This window comes from Arthrobacter sp. efr-133-R2A-63, from assembly GCF_030209795.1.
In the GTDB taxonomy this organism is placed as follows: Bacteria; Actinomycetota; Actinomycetes; order Actinomycetales; family Micrococcaceae; genus Arthrobacter; species Arthrobacter bambusae_A.
In genome coordinates this window covers 23540-43898 of record NZ_JARVRG010000034.1, presented here as the reverse complement: position 1 = coordinate 43898, position 20359 = coordinate 23540, and the positions used below count along the sequence as shown (strand labels likewise).

The window sequence follows — 20359 nt, the reverse complement described above, 5'->3', positions numbered from 1 at the left end:
GAGCCCACGCGCGGAATCCGCCCTGACCAGCCGGAAGGGGTGCCGATACAGGTACCGGCAGGCCCTCCCTTACGGCCAGGAAGGCTTCTAGGGTTGAGGGCGTGGATCACCGGAATGAAGGCATGAAGCGATTACTCGTCCCGTCTGCGGCGCTGCTGTGGGGGTTCCAGTTCGCGTTCCTCAACCCTGCCCTGGCACTCCTCCTGGTGGCCCTGTTCAACGCCACCCCTGCGGAGGTGGGATGGGTCCTTGCCGTCTACAATGCCAGCGGCTTCGTCGCCTCCCTTCTGCTGCCTGCCTACGCAGATCGTGCGAACGACTACCTTCGGCCCATGCTGGCCTGCGGGGTCCTGACCCTGGCGTTGTCCGCCCTCCTGGCGGTGGGCACGTCGCTGCCGATCGCCGTCGTGGGCTTGATTGTCCTTGGCGGTCCGGCGGGGGTCGGCAGCTCGCTGCTCTTCGCCCACCTCAGGCACTCGGGTGCCGGAGCGTCGGACGTGATGAACACCCGCGCGATTGTCTCCTTCGCCTGGGTGGCCGGGCCGCCGCTCGCGACGCTCATCATGGGCGCGCTGGGCAACCGGGCCATCCTGCTAGCCCTCGGCGTGGTGGCTGTGCTCAATGTCGCCACGACTGCCGCCATGATTTCCCGACGACGCGCTGCCTCTGTCGAGGATCGTCCCAAGGCCCATGCCGAAGAAGACGGGCAGCTGTTCTCGAAATCAGGCGTCGCCGCCGTCGTCTTCGCCTTTGTCGCCTTGCAGGCCACCAATAGCGCCGCCGTGTCCATCATGAGCCTGTTCGTGACGCAAGGGCTCGGCGTGGACGTCATCTGGGCGGGCGTCGCGCTCGGCGTGTCCGCCGCGCTCGAGATCCCTGCGCTCTTCCTGATCGGGCGGCTGGCACGCCGCTACTCCAGCCGGGCGCTCATCGCCTCCGGATGTGTCGCCGGGATCGCCTACTACGCGGGCATGGCTTTTGTCTCCAACCCCGGCACCCTGATTGCGCTCCAGGTCCTGAATGCCTGGTTCTTCGGGATCGTGGCAGGTGTAGGACTGACCCTGTTCCAGCGGCTGATTCCCCGTCCCGGCCTGGCCTCCGGCCTCTACACCAACACGAGGCGCGTCGGCGCTATCGTTTCTGGCCCCATCATCGCTTTGGGATCGACGACGGCGCTCGGCTACCAAGGCGTCTTCGCGGCGTGCGCGGCACTCACCGTCCTGGCGCTGCTTGTCATCGTGTTGGCCGGGCGGCCGCGGCCGACGCCGGCAAAGGAACGGCCTGCTGCCCCTGCGCCCGCACTTGACGCTAGCGATTGATCCTGACGACGCGAAGGATGATCCCAGCTACGAACATGAGCACGCCCAGGGCCGCCGATAGCGGCGGAAGCGTGGTCACGAGGACGACGCAGGCCAGGGCCCCGAACACCTGGAGGGCCTTGGGGTATCGGCGGTCTTCGTCCGGCTGGGTGAAAGCCGCGATATTGGCGACCAGGTAGTAGACGAGCACGCCGAACGAGGAGAAGCCGATCGCACCGCGCAAGTCGGCGACGGCGACGATCACGCAGATCACCACGGCGAGGGCGGCTTCGGCGCGGTGCGGGACCCGGTACCGGGGGTGGACGGCGGCGAGCCAGTGCGGCAGGTCGTGGTGCCTGGCCATGGCCAGCGTGGTGCGGCCCAGGCCCGCGATGAGGGCGAGCAAAGCGCCGAGGGACGCGACGGCGGCTCCGACGCGGACCACCGGGACCGCCCAGGCGAAGGTCCCGGCTCCGGCCGCGGCAGCGAGCGGCGTCGGAGTGCCTGCAACACCGTCAGGCCCGAGGGCGGCGAGAAGCGTCACTGCGATGATCGCGTAGAGGACGACGGCGACGCCCAACGCTATCCCGATGGCACGCGGAATCGCGCGGCGTGGGTCCCGGACTTCCTCTCCCATGGTCGCGATCCTCGCATAGCCGGCGAAGGCGAAGAACAGCAAACCTGCGGATTGGAGGATCCCGTACCAGCCGTGTGCAAGGAGGCCATCCCCGGGGATGTTGGCCGGGGACGGCGCAGAACCGGTCCAACTGGCTGCCACCCCGATGGCCAGCGCCGCCAGCACTGCGAGAACCAGAATGTGTGTCAAGCCTGCCGTACGGGTCACCCCGTGATAGTTCACGGCGGCGAGGACGACGACGGCGACGATCGCCACGGGACGTTCCCAGCCCGGAGGGGCGGCATAGGCGGCGAACGTCATGGCCATGGCCGCCGCGCTGGCGGTCTTGCCGATGACGAATCCCCACCCGGCCAGGTAGCCGGACCATGGCCCCAGCCGTTCGCGCCCGTAAATGTATGTTCCGCCAGACGTGGGGTATGAGGCAGCGAGTTGAGCGGAGGATGTGGCGTTGCAGAATGCCACCGCTGCCGCGATGACGAGTCCGATCAGCAGTCCTGACCCTGCGGCAGCCGCCGCAGGGGTGAACGCCGCGAACACGCCGGCGCCGATCATGGAGCCCAATCCGATCACGACCGCGTCAAAGGTGCCCAGCCGGCGGGCCAGGGCCTGGGGATTGCTCATGGGATTAGGACTTCCCCGCGACTGTCAAGACGATGAGGACGCAATTGAGGCCGACGATCAGTGCGGCGCTGGTCCACCCGGCAATCTTCAATGCCGTGGAGTCCGTATGGATGCCCATGACCTCACGCTTGCCGGTAAGTCGGATCAGCGGAATCAAGGCGAACGGAATCCCGAAGCTCAGCAGGACCTGGCTCAGCACGAGCGCCAGGGTGGGTTCTATGCCCGCGCCGAGAATGGCCAGCGCCGGAACCAGCGTGACTACCCTGCGGACCAGCAAGGGCACCCGGATCTTGAGGAGGCCGCCCATGACCGTTGCGCCGGCGTAGCATCCGACGGACGTCGATGCCAGCCCCGAGGCAAGCAAACCGACCCCGAAAGCGACGCCGATGATTGGTCCCAGGGCCGAGGTCACGGCGGCGTGGGCTCCGGCGATGGTGTCGGTTCCGTCGACTCCCCGCAGGCTGGACGCGGCCAAAAGGAGCATGGCGATGTTCACGACGCCGGCCAGCATCAGGGCACCCGCGACGTCCACGCGGGTGGACTTGATGAGCCGCGTCCGCACGGCGGGATCCTCCGAGAAACCGTGCCGGTCGCGGGCCAGGGCCGAATGCAGGTAGATGGCATGCGGCATGACGGTGGCACCGAGCATGCTCGCGGCGAGGAGGACAGTGTCCGTGCCCTCGAAGCGCGGCACCAAACCAGCGAGCACTCCACCGGTCTCGGGTGGGTTGACGAAGAGCCCCGAAACGAACCCGACCGCGATGACAGCAAGGAGAATCATGATTGCATATTCAAAGGACTTCTGGCCCCGGGAGGACTGGAGCCCCAAGAGAACCATGGAAGCCAGGCCGATGATGATTCCGCCCGGGAGCAGCGGCAGTCCGAAAAGAAGGTTGAGGGCGACCGCGCCGCCGATGACTTCGGCCATGTCCGTAGCCCCGGCAACCACCTCAGCCTGGACCCAGAACAGCCTGCGGCGGCGGGTTCCCAAGCGTTTGCCCAGCAGTTCCGGAAGGCTCTGGCCGGTGGCCAAGCCGAGTTTCGCCGACTGGTACTGCACCAGGACCGCCATGACGTTCGCCGCTACCAGGACCCACACGAGAAGGTAGCCGTAATTTGCCCCGGCAGTGAGGTTTGCCGCGACGTTTCCCGGATCCACGTAGGCGATCGCGGCGACGAAAGCCGGACCCAAGAAGAGCAGCCGCGACCGCCACCGGGCCTTGCCCGGCGGTCGCTCGGCAATCGTGGCAGCCATGGTTTCCTCAACATCGCGGATACGGACACTTGAGGATACCGTTAAGTTAGGCATGCCGAAAAGTGGTTTTTAGGTACGGCTTGATACGCGCGCACTTTTCCCAACTGACTCGCATTAGGTGTCGTTCTGAGACCTCAAAACGACACCTAATGCGAGTCAGTTGGGTGGGTTCAGGCGTGGGTGGGTTCTTCCACGAGCGCCGTGGCGATGCTGTCCGCGTCGTCGAGCGCGGCGAGGTACCGTTCGGCATCCAAAGCCGCGGCGCAACCCGTTCCGGCGGCCGTAATGGCCTGGCGGTAGCGGTGGTCCACTGCGTCGCCGCAAGCGAAAACCCCGGAGAGGTTGGTAACGGTGGTGGGGGAGTCCACCTTGATGTAACCCTCGGCGTCGAGTTTCACCTGTCCCTCGACCAGGTCCGTCCGGGGGACATGTCCGATGGCAACGAAGATGCCGGTTGCTGCATGCTCGCGCGATTCGCCGGAACGCGTGTCTGCCAGGGTCACCCCGGTGACCTTGGCGTCGCCGTGGATGGCGGTGATGGCCGAGTTCCACGCGAAGCGGATTTTCGGATTGTCCTTGGCCCGCTGGGCCATGATCCTGGAGGCCCGGAGCTCCTCCCTGCGGACGACGACGGTCACGGTCTTCGCGAACCGGGTCAGGAACATCGCTTCTTCCATCGCGGAATCGCCGCCACCCACCACGATGATGTCCTGCTCACGGAAGAAGAAGCCATCGCAGGTGGCGCACCAGGAAACGCCGTGTCCGCTCAGCCTCTTCTCTTCGGGCAAACCGAGTTCCTTATAGGCCGAGCCGGTCGCAAGGATCACGGCGGGCGCCTCGTGGGTGTCGCCCGAGCCGGTGACCACGCGCTTGAGGTACCCCGTCAGCTGGACTTCAGTGGCGTCGTCGAAGACTATTTTGGCGCCGAAGCGTTCGGCTTGCTCCTGCAGGCCATCCATGAGTTCGGGACCCTGGATGCCGGCGGGGAAGCCGGGGAAGTTCTCCACTTCCGTGGTGTTCATCAACGCGCCGCCGGCGGTGACCGAGCCTGCAATGACGAGGGGGCTCAGGCCCGCCCTGGCTGCATAGATTGCCGCGGTGTAACCGGCAGGGCCGGATCCGACGATGATCAACTGTTCTTTGTTCATGGGACAAGTGCAACAAGGTCGGGGGATTCAATCAAGGGCCCGGCCATCCACGGGCATAATGGGTGGATGTTCAGCGAAGCCGGAGCCGTCCTGATCCGGCCCATGCGTCCCGGGGATTGGCCCGAAGTCCGAGCGATTTTCACGGAAGGCATCGGGACCGGGCAAGCAACCTTCGAAGCGGCCGCTCCCGAATGGGAGCAATTCGACGCAAGCCGCCTTCCGGACCACCGTTTCGTCGCTGAAGCATCCGGGCTCGTACTGGGATGGACGGCCGTTTCCGCTGTGTCCTCGCGACCGGCTTATGCCGGTGTCGTCGAACATTCCGTCTACGTCGCCGGTTCTGCCCGCGGACGGGGTGTCGGAGGCCTGTTGTTGAAAGCGCTGGCTGCGTCCACCGAAGATCGTGGCATCTGGACCATCTAGTCGAGCATTTTCCCCGAGAACCAGGCCAGCATCCGCCTTCACCAGGCGAATGGATTCACGATCGTCGGCCGCCGTGAACGCATCGCACGCATGATCTCGGGACCTTTTGCCGGCCAATGGCGGGACACGCTCCTGCTCGAGCGGCGCTCACGGAAGGTCTGACGTGCTTCCTGCTGATCCCTGGCTCACGCTACTCCGCCCAGTCCTGGTGTGCGCGGGTGACAAAGTGCTCCACCCGCCGGTCGGGAACGAGCCAGATCAGCGCCACGACAGTGTAGGCGGCGACGGCGAGCAAAGGATGCACGAAGCAGAGGCCAAGACCTGCAAGATAGATGAGGGGTGACGTCTTCCCCTTCCAGTCCCGGCCAACCGCCTGTGCGAGTGGACCCTGCCGCCCCTGCTGCCGGATCAAGGACTGCTGCAGGACGAAGTAGGCAATCGCGGCGCAGAGCAGGTTGAACCCGTAAGCCAGCACCGGGACCTCGGCGAAACCCGTCTCATCCATCCAGCGTGTGCTGAACGGGAAGAGGGATATCCAGAACAACAGGTGCAGGTTCGCCCACAGAATTCTGCCGTTGACCCGGTCCGCCAAGTGGATCATGTGGTGGTGGTTGTTCCAGTAGATCCCCACGTAGACGAAGCTGAGCAGGTAGCTGAGGAACGTGGGAAAGACGCTGAGCAAGGCATGCCAGCTCGGTTCCGGTGGCACCCGCAGTTCAAGCACCATGATGGTGATGACAATGGCGAGGACGCCGTCACTGAATGCCTCAAGCCTGTTCTTGTTCATCGGATTGCCTTCATGGGGAAATCATCGTTGCTGCGGACCCCCGTGGCCAAGTGACACTCCCTGACAGCAGAAAGCCCCCACGAAGCGCGAGCACGCGGCCAAGGGCCATGGTGCTTGCGCCCGCAGGGGCATTCGAGCCGAGGGCCGCCGGATCAGGTCCAGTGCGGCTTGAGGACCTCGGTCCGGTCTGTCGCCGGGGCCGGGGTTGGCGAGAGGGCCGAGATCTCGTCCCGGAGTTCCGCCGTCATCCCGACGTCCAGCGCGGCCAGGGAATCTTCGAGCTGTTCGAGGTTCCGTGCTCCGGTGATCGGCGCAGTGACTGCCGGATGCGACATTGCCCACGCCACGGCCAGTGTCGCAGGCTTGATGCCGGACTCCTGGGCGAACGCGGTAAATCGATCGGCAGTTGTCAGGTCGCTCTCGACGTCGTACCGGTCTGCATAGCGGGCATTGTCGACCAGCCTGCCGCTTTCGGGACGCTTGCCGGCACCATATTTGCCGGTCAGCAGCCCCGCTCCGAGTGGGCTGTACGTGATGACGCCCATGTTCTCGGCCTGGGCCAGCGGAAGAATCTCCACTTCCGCCTGCCGTTTGACCAGGTTGTACATGGGTTCGATCAGCTCGAACCGCGCGAGACCCTCCTTCGCGGAGATGCCCTGAGCGGTCGCGATTTGCCAGGCCGCCCAGTTGCTCACGGCAGGGTGGAGGATCTTCCCCTGCCGCTGCAGATCGTCGAGCGCGCGCAACGACTCTTCGATGGGAGTGTGCTCATCGAAGGCGTGGACAAAGTAGAAATCGATCCATTCTGTGTCCAGGCGCTTCAAGCTTGCCTCGACGGCGCGCACGATGTGCCGGCGGGACAAGCCCTGGGCATTGATGTCCGCGCCGGTCGGGTAGAACACTTTGGAGGCAATGACGACTTCGTCCCGACTGTCCGAAACGAGCTTGCCCAGGATCTCCTCCGAGCGGCCGCCGCCGTAAACATCGGCAGTATCGAAGAAGTTGATGCCCAGCTCGCGGGCCCGGTGGAACATGTCCGCTGAGGCCTGTTCGTCGGCTTCGGAACCGAACGACATTGTCCCGAAGCACAACGGCGAAACCTGCACTCCCGTTCTGCCTACCGTGGTGTACTGCATTCTTTTCGCTCCCCTAACCCAGTGTCGAGCTGTCGATCACGAAGCGGTACCGCACATCGGACGCGAGAACGCGCTCGTAGGCGTCGTTGATCTTGTCGGCCGGGATGACCTCGATCTCGGCACCAAGTCCATGCTCGGCGCAGAAATCGAGCATCTCCTGGGTCTCACGGATGCCGCCGATTGCCGATCCGGCGAAGGAGCGCCGTCCTGTGATGAGCGAGAACACATTGACCGGGAGCGGCTCCGCCGGTGCACCCACGTTCACCAGCGCGCCGTCGAGCGTCAGCAACTGAAGGTAGGAGCTGATGTCGATCGGGGCGCTGACCGTGTTGATGATGAGGTCGAACGACCGCGCAAGCTCCTCGAAGGTGGCCGGATCGCTCGTGGCGAAGTAACTGTCCGCGCCCAAGCGCAGGCCGTCTTCCATCTTCTTCAACGACTGGGACAACACGGTGACCTCGGCGCCCATGGCGTGAGCGAGCTTGACGGCCATATGGCCTAGCCCGCCGAGTCCTACGACGCCGACCTTCTTGCCCGGGCCGGCACCCCAGTGCCGCAGCGGCGAATAGGTGGTGATGCCTGCGCACAGCAGGGGAGCGGCGGCGTCGAGCTCTATTCCTTCGGGGATACGCACCACGAAGTCCTCGGTCACGACGACGTGGGTGGAGTAGCCGCCCTGGGTGATGGTCCCGTCACGGTCGACGGCGCCATAGGTACCGGTCATGCCTTTCAGGCAGTACTGCTCCTCGCCCTTGCGGCAGTTCTCGCATTCGCGGCAGGAGTTCACCATGCAGCCGACACCGACGCGGTCCCCGACTTTGTGGCGGGTGACCGCGGGGCCGACTTCGGTGACGATTCCGGCGATTTCGTGGCCCGGAGCCAGAGGGTAGGACTGCGGTCCCCAGTCGCCGCGGACAGTGTGGATGTCTGAATGGCAGATGCCTGCGTACTTGATCTCGATCAGCACGTCGTGGGCGCCGACGTCGCGGCGCTCGATGGTGGTGGGGACGAGGGCTTCGCTCGCGGAGGGGGCGGCGTAAGCGTTGACGGTCAGCATTATTCTCCTGTTGATGGACGGAGGATTGGCACTTTCCATCAAACAGGAGAATTCCAAGCTGAGGGAGTCCCTGCTAGTAGGGGTACTGGCAGGGCCTCCCTCACATTGAATCGGATCCGTCGCGGACTAGCTGGCACCCAGGAAGATCGGGTTCGTCAACGCCGCCATGGGTCCGAGCGGGATGGCAGTTCCCATCTCCGTGCCGCTGCCCGAGGTTCCGTCGAGCTTCGGATGGCGGACCTCCACGCGAACGTAGGCCGCGAGCTGCGGGGTGGTCACCCACGTGCTCGTTCCCTGGCCCGACGCCGGAAGGGTGACCTGCTGGGTCTGTCCCTCATCCGTGATGAAGCGCACGACGCCGTTCGGCACCCCGGCGATTTTCGCCGTCACTGTGACACGGGCATCTGCGGCGACGTTGAGCCGCTCGCCAACGGTCGCGCTCTTGCCGCCGGACGTGACCTGGAAATCCACTGAGACGTCGGCGGACTCTGCGATCCAGTTCCGTCCGTTGCGGATGCCGTCCAGCAGGGCATCGCGCGACAGAGCCGCGGCGTTGACCACGTTGTGCGGGAGCCCGATGACCTGCGGAACACTGTGGGCGTCGCTGTTGCCCATGGCCGGGAGCCACCGGCCACCTGTGCGCACGGAGTGGGCCAGCATCGAGTCCCACGTGTTGACGGAGGACTCGTCGTCAATGGTCCACGGGCCCGTCCATACCTCTACGGCGTCGGCGTCGTCGTAACCGAACTTCCAGCGGCAGGCGACGTAGGGGCAATAGGGGTGTGCGGGAACAACGATTCCGCCGGAGGCGTGGATCCGCTGGGCTTCCTGCTCGAACCCCTTGTCGCGGGCCCGGTAGCGCCAGTCAATCCATTCGCCGGGCTCCAGGCCGAGCGCGAGGTAATGGCCGTTCCGCGTGGTGACTTCCTCGCCCGTGAGGATGAGCAGGTCGTTGCCGGCAAGCGGCCCCCAGACGCCGTGCGATGCCGGCGTGTTGTGGTCCGTGGAGATCATGAAGTCGAGGCGCGCGGCGCGGGCGCCGGCTGCGACCTCTTCGGGGGTGCGCTTTCCGTCGGAGTAGACGGTGTGCAGGTGCGCATCGCCGCGGTACCAGGCCGCACCACGGCCGGCAATCTGCTGCGGCGGGTACTGGGGCTTGAACGGAGCGACGTCGGGTCCATAGTCAAGGGTGATGTTGACGGTGTAGTCGAGGCCTTGCTCGGCTACCTGGTACGGGCCGAGGACGACGTTCCAGGTGCCCTTTCCGATCGGTCCGGGCAGGTAGCCCGGCGTCGTGTCGCCGGCGCTGATGCTGAATTCGGTGCGGAAACCGCCGGACCAGCCGCGGAAACCCTTCCCGGCGAGATCGGTGCCCTTCTCATCGAAGATTCCGATGTCGCAGGCGTTCCCGAGGAGTCCGGAGGCCACCTGGGGCTTGCTGTAGGTATACGAAACGCTGATCTTGTTGACGCCGGCGGGGACGTCGATCGGCAAATAGACGAAATCTGCGGCGCCCGGTTCCAGATGCCCGGTGATCGTCTTGCTCTTGCTGGTTCCGGTGGCGGCTGCCGCGAACGAAACCGGGGCCAGGGTCAACGCCGCGCCGGTCAGGGCGGCGGCGAGGAAGCCGCGGCGGGTGGCGGAAAAGGAGACATTGTCGCCCGAATGGGCTTTGCATGGTGAAGTCACTCCCTCGATGTTGCCGAGCGTTACTGAACAGTAGGCAACGGAACCAAGAACGCAACATGAAACCGGAAGCGCCAGCAAGCCGGGTCCATCCAGTGGACATGTCCTCAACGGACCCTTGCCACGAGCCATGCCCGGGCTTACTGTTCTTGGCATGCACCAAGGGCTGGGGCGACGGCGCAAACCTTTCCCATGGACCGAACAGGACGGTGTTTTCAGATGTGCGATATTCCGGGTTTGATCAGTCGCCTTCAATCCGAAGACCTCGCGCGATTGCGTGAAGCAGGCAAAGAAAAGCCCTTGGAACCGGGGATGGTCGCCGCGATAGATGCCGCGGCCGGCGGACCGGGCGAAGGCCGCGGCTATTACGTGGTCAGCGGTTCCTTGTATCCGGTGGACGCCAGGGACTACCACCTCAGGGAAGATGTAGCGGAGGCCGTGCTTGCAGCGGAAGGAACCTCCGTAGACGTGACGGCCTAAGGCCGGGTCAGCCATAACCCGGGGCCGCCGAGCGCCGGCCCGCCCTGGAAAACCGGGTGGGCCGGCGCTTTTGGCTGGATGTGCCTTTCGCTAGATGCGCATCTACAGCGTGCCCAATAACTCCTGCATTTCCTTGATCTCGGCTTCCTGGGCCACCACGATGTCCTTGCCGAGTTTGAGGGCGTCCGCGTTCTTGCCTTCGGCGCCTTCCTTCTGCGCCATGGCCACGGCCCCTTGGTGGTGGGCGATCATGTGGGTCAGGAACAGCCTGGCAGCTTCACGGCCCTGGGCCGCCTCGAGTTTCGTCATGTCCCCGTTGTCCACCATTCCGTTCATGGTGTGGCCGCCCGACATCTCCGCCGGCTCGTTCCAGTCCTTGATCCACCCCGTCATCTTCTCGATCTCCGGTCCTTGGGCTGCCTTGATCCTGCCGGCGAGCGCAGTCACCTGGGCAGGGATGCCGTTCTTGGCGAGCACACCGTCGCTCATCTGGACGGCCTGGGCATGGTGGGGGATCATCATCCGGGCAAACTCTGCGTCCGCGGCGTTGTGGTCTGCCGGCGCGGCCGCAGCTGAACCGGCAGGGGATGCGGAGGCGCTCCCGTGGTTCATTCCCGGCATGCTGCTGTCGCTGGTTCCAGCCGAGCAGCCGGCAAGGGCGATCGCCGTGGCAACGGTAATGGTGGTCATGGCAAGGTTTTTTCTCATGCTTTTGGGGTCCTTCAATCATCAGCCTGCAGAGGTGCGGCTGCGTGGGACGCGCACGGCAAACCCACCGTGTGGGCGGCGCGTCAGGGAGGAGTCTTGTGCAGCGGACGGGCGAGACCGGTGCGGGTGTGGATTCTACGTGCGACTGATGCAGAGATCGCCCGGGGAAGGACTACCCGGACGGTGCGCATAGTCGGAGACCAGGACACCTGCTCCGGTTGCCCCCGCAGTGGCATAGGGCGGGACGCCGGGCAAGGGTGCTGTCAGCGTGTTGTGGCCCGGCGCAGGGACGCAGGCGGCGTGCAGGGCCGACATCCCGGTGCAGCTGCCTGGGCATGTGCACGACGGCGCGGGTGGAGAATCCGCGTGGTGGACTGCGGGGTGGCTAACGACTGAGGCCTGGTTCACGACGGCGGCCGGGCCCGCCGAGGGGGCGGCTTGCATGCTGTGGCCACCCGCCATGACATGCATTCCGACGATTCCGGCGATGATCGCAAACAGTCCTGCCAACAGGCCGATGCGGAGGAGGAAGGCGGTGGCACGGCCCCGTAGGGGGTCGGTCATGGTCTTCCTCCTTCTGCAGCTTATGCGATCTGTTCCCGGGCTTTACGACGGGTTCAACGAGTATAGGCCGCGTTCAGTTTCATCCTGCTGCCAGTCTCACCCGGCCATGGTCCGTCCCGTCATGGTCCTCGGGGGCTGAGCAGCTTTCGCCGCGGCGGCTTCGCGGGCGAGGAATGCTCCGAGCTCGCCGATGGTGCTCATCAAAGGCGCGGGGAAAACGACGGTGGTGTTCTTGTCCACGCCGATCTCCACCATGGACTGCAGGTTGCGCAACTGCAGGGCCAATGGGTGGGCCATCATAGTGTCGGAGGCCGTGCCCAGTGCGGCTGCGGCCAGGGACTCGCCTTCGGCGGCGATGATCTTGGCACGCTTCTCACGCTCGGCCTCGGCCTGGCGGGCCATGGCGCGCTTCATGCTCTCCGGCAGCTGGATGTCCTTGAGTTCCACGAGGGTCACTTCGACGCCCCATTCCAAGGTCAGTCCATCCAGGATCTGGCGGATGTTGGCATTGATGACGTCTGTTTCCGCGAGCGTTTCGTCGAGCGTGTGCTGGCCTACTACTTTGCGCAGCGTGGTTTGTGCGATCTGGTCGATTGCGGCGTAGACGTTTTCGATCGCAAGGACGGACTTGATGGCGTCCACCACCCGGAAATAGGCGACGGCGGAAATGTCCAGGCTGACGTTGTCCCGCGTGATGATGCCCTGGGACTGGATAGGCATGGTGACGATCCGCAGGGAGACTTTCCTCAGCCGGTCGACGAACGGGATGATGACCACAAGCCCAGGGGTCCGGAGTCCCTGGACCCTCCCCAGCCTCAGCAGGACACCACGCTCATACTGCGTGACAATGTGGACGGCCATCGCAAACCAGATGACCAGCAGGACAATCAAGACAATCAGCCAGGTGATGGCGTCCGCTGTCATGGCCGCACACCGGCTTCGTCGCTTAGCTCTGATGCATTCATGGCGGAGATCCTTCGGTGGCAGTGGAGGGAAAAGGGAGCCCACTTTCCGCAGCGGGGCGGGCGAACCGCTCACGTTGTATCTCCAGTAAATACCTTGGATTCGCGGAGTTGTAGGGCCACACGAAAGGAATGCCCCCCTGGGGACATTCCTTTCAATGCCGTGGCCTAGACCCTCTCGCGGGTCCGGTCGATAACCGGCTCCGGATCGTTCGTGAACTCACGGTGACGGCGTGGGAAGGCCCAGAACATGAAGTCCTTCGCGTCCACCTTGGGCTCAGGGCGTTCCTCGGGTTCCTGTGAGGCATCTTTCCTGGTGTCCCGCCGGAAATCCTTGTTGTAGCCGTAGCACATCACAGACCTCCTTCTAGCAACTGCCTTTTAATCGTCCTCCCGATTCGGCAAGGAGTCCACCTTTGAGGGTCCGATCCGCATCTATGCACAATGGAGAAGTGAAATCCCCACTCGTTCCCCGGAACGCCGCGCTCGCCTACCGCCCTTTCGACCTGGACAGGATCGGCGCGGGACTGGTGTTCGGAGAATCGCTGGGGGAACTCGCCAAAGCCCTCGATGCGGGAGGAGCGGCAGGAACCGCCGTCGTGCAAGCGCCCCCGGGGACCGGCAAGACGACCCTTGTGCCGCCCTTGCTTGCCAACATCGCACTCGCCAGGAACGAGGCCGGCGCCGTCACAGGCAAAAAGCTCCCCCGGGTGGTGGTGACCCAACCACGACGGGTGGCAGCGCGATCAGCGGCACGGCGCCTCGCCGCCCTCGACGGCAGCGGGCTCGGCGATCGGGTCGGGTACACGGTCCGCGGAGAAAGCCAAACAGGTCCGGGCACCATCATTGAGTTCGTCACCCCCGGAATCCTCCTGCGCCGACTGCTGGCGGATCCCGGCCTTGAGAACGTCGGCACCGTGATCCTGGACGAAGTCCACGAGCGCGGCCTGGAGACGGACCTTTTGCTCGGAATGCTCATAGAGGTCCGTGAGATGCGGGACGACCTGACGCTTGTCGCGATGTCGGCAACCCTCGACGCGCCACGGTTTGCCGCGCTGATCGGAGGCGCCGGCGCCGGAGAAGGCGCAGGCAGGAAGCACGACGGCGGCGGCCCGGCACCCGTCGTCGACTGTCCCTCCGCGCTGCATCCCTTGACGGTGGACTGGGCGCCCGCGGCAGGTCCACGGTTGGACGGACGCGGCGTGGCCCGCGCCTTCCTGGACCATGTGGCGGATACCGCCGCGGCGTTGTACACGGACACGCTCGCAGCCGATCCGGATATCGACGCCCTGGTGTTCCTTCCTGGTGCGTGGGAGGTCTCCTACGTCGCGTCCCGGCTGCGCGCCAGAATGGCTGCGAGGCTACCGGGAGTGGAGGTATTGGAGCTGAATGGACAGGCGAGTCCGGCGGAACAAGACCAGGCGGTTTCCGGCCGGGAGCCCGGCGGACCTCCGCGGATCGTCGTCTCGACTGCCCTGGCCGAGTCCTCGCTGACAGTTCCGGGAGTCCGGCTGGTCATCGATTCGGGACTGTCCCGTGAGCTGCGGCGTGACGCCAACCGCGGGATGTCGGGACTCGTCACTGTCTCCTGCTCGCGTGCCTCCGCCGAGCAGCGCGCCGGACGCGCGGCACGCCAGGGGCCCGGACGGGTGGTCCGCTGTTACGAGCAAAAGGCGTATGGTGCCGCACCTGCCCACCCGACCCCGGAAATCGCGGCAGCCGACCTGACGGGCGCCGCTCTCGTCCTGGCCTGTTGGGGATCGCCGGGCGGCCGGGGGCTGGCACTTCCAGACGCTCCGCCCCAAGGTGCCATGGATGATGCCATCGAGGTACTGCGGGAGCTCGGTGCGATTGGCCCTGACGGACTGGCCACGGAGGCGGGAAAGACCCTGGCCAGGATCCCTGCCGATCCACGACTGGCCCGCGCGCTGCTGGATGGCGCCGCCGCGGTCGGGCACCGGGCGGCTGCCGAGGCCGTCGCCCTCGTGGCCGGGGATCAGCGGGCTCCCGGGGCTGACCTGACGCGCCTTCTGGCCACACTCCGGACGGGCAAGGATCCGGCCGCCAGGCGTTGGGCGGAGGATGTCCGCCGCATGGAGGCGATCGCACGCCAGGAAAGGTCCGGCGTCGGGCCTTCCCTGACCACACCGCCGAGCTGGCCTTCACCGGTGAGTCCGGCAGAAGCGCTCGGCTTCGTCGTCGCGCTCGCGTTCCCGGATCGCGTGGCGCGTCGCGTCCCAGGCGCCGGCCCCGAACGCTACCTGCTGACATCCGGGACACGTGCCGGACTGCCGGCAGGCAGTACGCTCGCCGGCCACGATTGGCTCGCCGTGGCCGAAGTGTCCCGCGCGGAGGGCCGGGATGCGGCGGGCACCGGCGCCGTCATCCGATCCGCAGCCCCCTTGGCAGCGGATGCGGCGGAAGCTGCCGCCAGCCACCTGACGAGCGACACGGTGGAAGCCGATTTCACACAGGGCCGTGTCACCGCCAAGAGGGAACGGCGGCTGGGAGCGATCCTGCTTTCGTCCACGCCGGTGCGCCCGACCATCGACGACGGGCGCGTTGCCGTCGCCCGCGCCCTGGCGAAAGAGGGCCTGGGGACGATTGGATGGTCGCCGGCCGCCGATGCCTTGCGCCGGCGATTGGCTTTGCTGCACAGGGAACTGGGTGATCCATGGCCGGATGTCTCCGAGCCGGCGTTGCTGGCCCGGCTGGAGAAGTGGCTCGCGCCTGAACTCGAAGCGCTCGCAGGAGGCGCTGCCACGAGGGGGATTGACCTGGGCGAGCCGTTGCGGCGGCTTGTGCCGTGGGCTGAGGCGGCCCGACTCGGCGAGCTGGCACCGGAATGGCTTGAGGTGCCGAGCGGTTCGCGGGTGCGGATCGAGTATCCGGACGCGGCCGACGACGACGGCCGGCCGGTAGTGGCCGTGAAGCTGCAGGAGTGCTTCGGTTGGGCAGAGACGCCGCGTGTGGCAGGCGGACGCGTGCCGGTGCTGTTCCATTTGCTCTCCCCGGCCAGGCGACCGCTCGCCGTGACAGATGACCTGGCTTCCTTTTGGTCGGGCCCCTACGCCCACGTCCGTGCGGAAATGCGGGGCCGCTATCCGAAGCATCCCTGGCCCGAGGACCCATGGACCGCGCCCGCCACGGCCAGGACCAAGCGGAAGATGTGATCCCGGTCTGGCGACGGTTCCAGCCCTCTGGGAGGCATTCACAGGCTTTTTCTTTAGGATGCCACGGTGATGAACATGGAATTGCGACCCGCTGACCTGGCCAACGACTGGTGGCAGGCCGTCCTGCGGGGATTCACCACCCAAGAGGTCCCGAACCTGGCGGCCCCGGTTGTCCTGGGTATCCTCGCTGCGGCCGTCGTATTGAGCATCCCGCGGGCCACCTGGCGTTGGTTCGGCCTCTACGTGACCTTCGTGCATGAGCTGGGCCACGCGTTCGCCGCCCTCATGACGGGGCGGGTTGTCCACGGGCTACGGATCGGGCTGGACCACTCCGGACAGCTCCTGAGCAGCGGGCGCGGCAAGTTCGGCGCAGCCTGGTCCGGTTTCTGGGGATATCCGAGTCCCGCGGTGGTGGGCGTGGCGCTCATCTGGTCCGTGTCTGCAGGGTGGTCCGGGGCGGCCATGTCCGTCGGTGCGCTGGTATTGCTGCTCGCGCTGATCTTTCTACGGAACTTCACCGGAATCTTCGTCGCGCTCCTGAGCGCGGCGACTGCCCAGCTGCTTGTCATGTTTGCTTCTGCTTCGACGGTCAGCCATGTGGTGCTGGGCCTCGGCATAGCGCTCGAGGTGGGGGCCGTGCGGGACTGGTTCAAGGTGGCTGCCGTACATACCGGCCGCCGGGATCGGCTCGCGTCCTCGGATGCCTACATCCTGGCCCGTTCCACGGGGGTGCCGTCCTTGTTGTGGCTGGCGGCTTTCGCGGTTGTCATTGCCGCGAGCGCGGCCATTTCCGTTCGCGTGGTGTGGGGAATGCTCTCCTAGCCTGCAGTTTCGGCACGGACTCCGTGGATTGCTCTTGCCGTGCGCCGGTCCAGGGTGTGGAATCGGTAAGCAAAGGACGCGGGGGATCCGGCTTCTACTCCAGGAGGTGCTCATGTCGGCGAAAGGCCCAGGCAGTGCGACGAAGGGGTCGAACCGGACCAACCCCGATCTTCGACGCGCGGACCCCTCCTCGGCGCCGGCCGACCGGCCGGAGAATATCCGCAACGTCGTGCTGATTGGCCGCTCAGGCGCTGGAAAGACGATGCTGCTCGAGTCACTTCTCTACGCTGCCGGCGTCGTGACCCGCATGGGTTCGATCGTCGACGGCACCACGGTGAGTGATTCGGAAGCGACGGCCATCCATCAACAACGATCCATAGGGCTCTCCGCGGCGCCCCTGGTCTTCGACGACGTCAAAGTGAACCTTCTCGACACCCCGGGCTACGCCGATTTCATGGGCGAGCTGCGCGCGGGGCTCCGTGCTGCGGATGCGGCGTTGTTCGTGGTGTCGGCGGTTGACGGGGTCGACGTCGGAACCACCGCCCTGTGGGGTGAATGCGAGCGCGTCGGCATGCCCCGGGCGGTCGTGATCAGCCGGCTTGACCATCCACGGGCGAACTACGATGCCGTCCTGGCCGAATGCCGGGCCGCCTTCGGCGATTCCGTCCTACCCCTCTACGTGCCCGTCCGTGACGCCGATGCTGTTTCGGGAGTGCTCGGTCTGCTTTCGGGCACGGTGTCGGAGTACACCCCAGGGGAGCCGCGTCCCGCGGTACGTCCCGCGACCGCGGAGGAACTGGCCGGCGCGGAGGGTGTCCGCGGGGAACTCATCGAGGGCATCATTTCGGAGAGCGAGGACGAGAGCTTGATGGACCGGTACCTCGGAGGCGAGGAGGTCCCCATCGATACCCTCGTGGACGATGTGGAGACCGCGATCGTCCGGGGCACCTTCTTTCCGGTGCTGGCGAGCTCTTCCGTGACCGGAGTCGGCACGGCCGAACTGCTGGAAGTGCTGACCCGGGCGTTCCCGTCACCGACTGAGCGAAACCTCCCGACGGTCACCGACTTGGGCGGGACGCCCGTCGCACCCCTGGCGTGCGATCCGGATGGTCCGCTCCTTGGCGAAGTGGTGCGTACCACCGTTGACCCGTTCCTGGGGCGAGTGTGCCTTGTCAGGCTCTTCTCGGGGACGCTTCGCGAGGACTCTGCCGTGCACGTCGGTGGGCACGGGCTGGCCGAACGGGGCCACCCCGACCACGACAGCGACGAGCGGATCACCCACCTTTACTCTCCGTTGGGGTCCAGCCTCCGTCCGGTACAGTTCGCCGTGGCCGGGGACATCTGCGCGCTGGCGAAGGTGGCGAGCGCCGAGACGGGAGATACGGTTTCCGCCCGCGAGGCTCCCTTGCTGGTGGAAACCTGGGACATGCCCGAGCCGCTGATGCCTGTGGCGATCGAAGCGGCGTCGCACGGCGATGAGGACGCGCTGTCCAAGAGCCTGGCCAAGGTAGCCGCGGGAGATCCGACCCTGAGGGTGGAGCGCAACTCCGAGACGCATCAGCTGGTCCTGTGGTGCATGGGCGAGGCCCACTCGGAGGCAGTCCTCGACCGGCTGCGCGAGCAGGGGGTGAAGCTGCAGACAGTGGACGTCATCACGCCGCTCCGGGAAACCTTCGCAGCCCAGGCCGCCGGCCACGGGCGCTATGTCAAGCAATCCGGCGGCCACGGGCAGTACGCGATTTGCGACATCGAAGTGGAGCCCCTTGAACGCGGGGCGGGTTTTGAATTCGTCGACAGGATTGTGGGCGGGGTCATCCCCGGCACGTATGTCGTCTCGGTCGAGAAGGGCGTCCGGGCCCAGATGGGCAAGGGGGTGCGGGCAGGTTTCCCGGTGGTCGATATCAGGGTGATCCTGGTAGGCGGCAAGACCCACAGCGTCGATTCGTCGGACGCGGCATTCCAGGCGGCCGGCGCGTTGGCCTTGCGGGAGGCCGCTGCGGCGGGCAGTATTCAACTCCTTGAACCGATTTCGGCCGTGACGGTCCTTGTGGCCGACGAGCATGTGGGTGCGGTCATGAGCGATCTGTCTTCCCGCCGCGGGCGCGTCACCGGGACGACATCCGTGGGCGGAGAGCGCACTGAGATCAGCGCCGAAGTCCCGGAACAGGAACTGCTGCGGTACGCGATCGTGCTGCGGGGACTCACGGCCGGCAGCGGCCGCTTCCGCAGGGAGTACTTGCGGCACGAGCCACTGCCGCCCGGCATAGCCGTCGCCGCGGCGAAAGCCTGAGGCTCAGCCGTTCCTGCGAAGGAACGCCGACACGGGGGCCGCTAGTGATGCCCCGATGTCCGCGGCACCCTTCTTGACTCCCGCGCGCACGAAGGAATGGTCGCCGCCGTCCCACCACTCGATGGTGGCGGCGGGTCCGATCCGGGCCACGACGCCTTCGAGCAGCCCGGGCGTCGCGAAGGTGTCCCGGGTGCCCTGCAGGAAGAGCATCGGCAGAGCGAGCCCGTACAGGTGCTCGTCGCGGAGCTTCTCCGGTTTCCCCGGCGGGTGCAGCGGGTAGCCGAGATAGACGAGTCCGGCCGCGGACATTCCTTCGGCCACCGCCATCGACGCCATGCGGCCGCCGAAGGACTTGCCGGCCGCCCACACGGGTTCGCCCTCCGACCGGGACGCCGCTTCTGCCATGACGGCCCGCCACGCCGAGATCGCAGCGGGTGGCCGGTCGGGGAACTTCCTGCCGGCTTCCCGGTAGGGGAAGTTGAAGCGCAAGGTCGCCACGCCGTCGTCGTTCAACGCGTGGGCCAGGCCGGCCAGGAACGGATGTTCCATGCCGGCTCCGGCTCCGTGTGCGAGGACAATTGTCGCCGCGGCTTTGTCCGGCCGGGCGTAGATCCCGGAAATCGCGGTGCCGTCGACGGCGATCGTGACGCGCGACTCGGCAGTGCCCATGCTCACTCGAACCGGGAGGGATCGCCGGTGCCGCGCCTGACAACTTCGGCCGTGCCGCTTGAGAAGTCCACCACGGTTGTGGGCTCTGCGCCGGTGTCGCCGGAATCGATGACGGCTTCCACCAGATTGTCCAGGCGTTCCTTGATCTCCCAGCCTTGGGTCAGGGGCTCCTCCTCGTCGGGGAGCAGCAAGGTGCTGGACAGGAGCGGTTCGCCCAGTTCGGCGAGCAGGGCCTGGACAAAGTTATGGTCGGGAATCCGCACGCCTACCGTCTTCTTCTTGGGGTGCAGGAGACGCCGCGGCACTTCCTTGGTGGCAGGCAAGATGAAGGTGTAGCTTCCCGGCGTAACGGCCTTGATGCTGCGGAACACGTCGTTGTCGATCATCACGAACTGGCCGAGCTGCGCGAAATCCTTGCAGACCAAGGTGAAATGGTGCTTCCCGTCGAGCTGGCGGATCGAGCGGATCCGGTCGAGGGCTTCCCTGTTGCCGATTTGCGCGCCGAGCGCGTAGCAGGAATCGGTGGGGTAGGCGATGAGGCCGCCGGACTGGAGGATCTTCACCACCTGGGAAATCGCGCGTGGTTGGGGGTCCTGCGGGTGAACATCGAAGAATCTTGCCATGCCATGAGCTTACGGGCAGG

Annotated in this window: 18 protein-coding genes and 1 pseudogene; 6 read left to right on the top strand and 13 right to left on the bottom strand. The window is 66.0% G+C overall.

Features of this window, described 5'->3' with window-relative positions; all coding sequences use genetic code 11:
* The first annotated feature begins 101 nt into the window (after nt 1-101).
* Nucleotides 102-1319, top strand: a complete 1218-nt coding sequence (locus QRN45_RS18290; RefSeq protein WP_241707813.1) for an MFS transporter — start codon at nt 102-104, stop codon at nt 1317-1319.
* On the opposite strand, the gene QRN45_RS18285 is transcribed toward QRN45_RS18290, so the two are convergent.
* The 3 genes from QRN45_RS18285 to trxB all read right to left on the bottom strand — a co-directional run bounded on the left by QRN45_RS18285 (nt 1309) and on the right by trxB (nt 4959).
* Nucleotides 1309-2556, bottom strand: a complete 1248-nt coding sequence (locus tag QRN45_RS18285; RefSeq protein WP_284764229.1) for an APC family permease — start codon at nt 2554-2556, stop codon at nt 1309-1311. The two genes, QRN45_RS18290 and QRN45_RS18285, sit on opposite strands and share 11 nt — an antisense overlap.
* A gap of 4 nt (nt 2557-2560) precedes the next feature.
* On the bottom strand, nt 2561-3811 hold the full coding sequence (locus QRN45_RS18280) for an Nramp family divalent metal transporter (protein WP_284764239.1): 1251 nt from the start codon (nt 3809-3811) through the stop codon (nt 2561-2563).
* A gap of 170 nt (nt 3812-3981) precedes the next feature.
* Entirely contained in the window at nt 3982-4959 is a 978-nt protein-coding gene (trxB, locus tag QRN45_RS18275) for a thioredoxin-disulfide reductase (RefSeq protein WP_241707810.1), read from the bottom strand.
* Nucleotides 4960-5061: 102 nt separating this feature from the next.
* Here trxB and QRN45_RS18270 point away from each other — a divergent pair.
* A pseudogene (locus tag QRN45_RS18270) lies at nt 5062-5544 on the top strand (GNAT family N-acetyltransferase).
* Between the two features lie 28 nt (nt 5545-5572).
* Here the strand turns inward: QRN45_RS18270 and QRN45_RS18265 are convergent.
* The 4 genes from QRN45_RS18265 to QRN45_RS18250 all read right to left on the bottom strand — a co-directional run bounded on the left by QRN45_RS18265 (nt 5573) and on the right by QRN45_RS18250 (nt 10051).
* Nucleotides 5573-6169, bottom strand: a complete 597-nt coding sequence (locus QRN45_RS18265) for a TMEM175 family protein (protein ID WP_241707808.1) — start codon at nt 6167-6169, stop codon at nt 5573-5575.
* A 152-nt stretch (nt 6170-6321) separates the two neighbouring features.
* Nucleotides 6322-7305, bottom strand: coding sequence for an aldo/keto reductase (locus QRN45_RS18260; RefSeq protein WP_284764228.1), 984 nt, complete (start codon nt 7303-7305; stop codon nt 6322-6324).
* Nucleotides 7306-7318: 13 nt separating this feature from the next.
* On the bottom strand, nt 7319-8362 hold the full coding sequence (locus tag QRN45_RS18255; protein ID WP_078108758.1) for an NAD(P)-dependent alcohol dehydrogenase: 1044 nt from the start codon (nt 8360-8362) through the stop codon (nt 7319-7321).
* 126 nt (nt 8363-8488) lie between these two features.
* On the bottom strand, nt 8489-10051 hold the full coding sequence (locus QRN45_RS18250) for a CehA/McbA family metallohydrolase (RefSeq protein ID WP_284764227.1): 1563 nt from the start codon (nt 10049-10051) through the stop codon (nt 8489-8491).
* A 234-nt stretch (nt 10052-10285) separates the two neighbouring features.
* Between QRN45_RS18250 and QRN45_RS18245 the strand changes: the two genes are divergently transcribed.
* Nucleotides 10286-10528 carry a hypothetical protein gene (locus tag QRN45_RS18245; protein WP_139359754.1) on the top strand — a complete coding sequence of 81 codons (243 nt, stop codon included), beginning with the start codon at nt 10286-10288 and terminating at the stop codon, nt 10526-10528.
* 102 nt (nt 10529-10630) lie between these two features.
* On the opposite strand, the gene QRN45_RS18240 is transcribed toward QRN45_RS18245, so the two are convergent.
* The 4 genes from QRN45_RS18240 to QRN45_RS18225 form a co-directional block, all read right to left on the bottom strand.
* A complete protein-coding gene (locus QRN45_RS18240) occupies nt 10631-11236 on the bottom strand; it encodes a DUF305 domain-containing protein (protein WP_284764225.1) in 606 nt (201 codons plus the stop codon).
* A 135-nt stretch (nt 11237-11371) separates the two neighbouring features.
* Complete coding sequence (locus tag QRN45_RS18235; RefSeq protein WP_284764223.1) at nt 11372-11800, bottom strand: hypothetical protein; 429 nt, start codon at nt 11798-11800, stop codon at nt 11372-11374.
* Between the two features lie 96 nt (nt 11801-11896).
* Entirely contained in the window at nt 11897-12724 is an 828-nt protein-coding gene (locus QRN45_RS18230; RefSeq protein WP_284764222.1) for a slipin family protein, read from the bottom strand.
* Nucleotides 12725-12930: 206 nt separating this feature from the next.
* Nucleotides 12931-13116, bottom strand: coding sequence for a hypothetical protein (locus QRN45_RS18225; protein WP_078108763.1), 186 nt, complete (start codon nt 13114-13116; stop codon nt 12931-12933).
* An 83-nt stretch (nt 13117-13199) separates the two neighbouring features.
* Between QRN45_RS18225 and hrpB the strand changes: the two genes are divergently transcribed.
* The 3 genes from hrpB to QRN45_RS18210 all read left to right on the top strand — a co-directional run bounded on the left by hrpB (nt 13200) and on the right by QRN45_RS18210 (nt 19047).
* Nucleotides 13200-15935, top strand: coding sequence for an ATP-dependent helicase HrpB (gene hrpB, locus QRN45_RS18220; RefSeq protein WP_284764220.1), 2736 nt, complete (start codon nt 13200-13202; stop codon nt 15933-15935).
* 69 nt (nt 15936-16004) lie between these two features.
* On the top strand, nt 16005-16757 hold the full coding sequence (locus QRN45_RS18215) for a M50 family metallopeptidase (protein ID WP_284764238.1): 753 nt from the start codon (nt 16005-16007) through the stop codon (nt 16755-16757).
* A gap of 112 nt (nt 16758-16869) precedes the next feature.
* Entirely contained in the window at nt 16870-19047 is a 2178-nt protein-coding gene (locus QRN45_RS18210) for an elongation factor G-like protein EF-G2 (protein WP_284764219.1), read from the top strand.
* A gap of 3 nt (nt 19048-19050) precedes the next feature.
* Here the strand turns inward: QRN45_RS18210 and QRN45_RS18205 are convergent, their stop codons facing one another.
* Both QRN45_RS18205 and QRN45_RS18200 read right to left on the bottom strand, forming a co-directional pair.
* Nucleotides 19051-19716 (bottom strand): alpha/beta hydrolase family protein, encoded by a 666-nt coding sequence (locus tag QRN45_RS18205; protein ID WP_284764218.1) that lies wholly within the window; start codon nt 19714-19716, stop codon nt 19051-19053.
* A 2-nt stretch (nt 19717-19718) separates the two neighbouring features.
* On the bottom strand, nt 19719-20339 hold the full coding sequence (locus tag QRN45_RS18200; protein WP_241707796.1) for an L-threonylcarbamoyladenylate synthase: 621 nt from the start codon (nt 20337-20339) through the stop codon (nt 19719-19721).
* Between the last annotated feature and the right edge of the window lie 20 nt (nt 20340-20359).